Origin of the sequence: Pseudoalteromonas sp. S1727 (genome assembly GCF_005886375.1) — a bacterium.
GTDB lineage: Bacteria > Pseudomonadota > Gammaproteobacteria > Enterobacterales > Alteromonadaceae > Pseudoalteromonas > Pseudoalteromonas haloplanktis.
In genome coordinates this window covers 1-355 of the sequence record NZ_PNDT01000380.1, presented here as the reverse complement: position 1 = coordinate 355, position 355 = coordinate 1, and the positions used below count along the sequence as shown (strand labels likewise).

The 355-nt window shown below is 38.6% G+C and carries 1 pseudogene; it reads left to right on the top strand.

What is annotated here, in order from left to right:
* Positions 1-314, top strand: a pseudogene (locus CWB85_RS22375) (maleylacetoacetate isomerase family protein); the annotation flags it as partial.
* Positions 315-355 lie beyond the last annotated feature (41 nt).

The window sequence follows — 355 nt, the reverse complement described above, 5'->3', positions numbered from 1 at the left end:
CTGTTAATTTATTAAAATCAGAGCAGCAAAGTGAACAGTACCTTGATAAAAAGCGCCAAGGTTTATTGCCTGCGCTAGAGACACATCCATGCTAGTTGGCTCAATCAATGGCAATCTTAGCGTACCTTTATGAAACCGTCCCACAAATCCCGTTATTGTTTGGTCATGCGCGGCAAAAAGCGCAGATACGCAACCTATGTTACGCCATAGCGTGTGATATTCACCCTAATGATAACCTACGTGTACTGAAATATTTATTTAATGATTTAGGTGTTGATTATGAAGCTAAAAATGCCTTGTATCGTTACTGGGTTTAATTGTGTTTTTATTAGCTAGAGCGACTACTATATAGTGA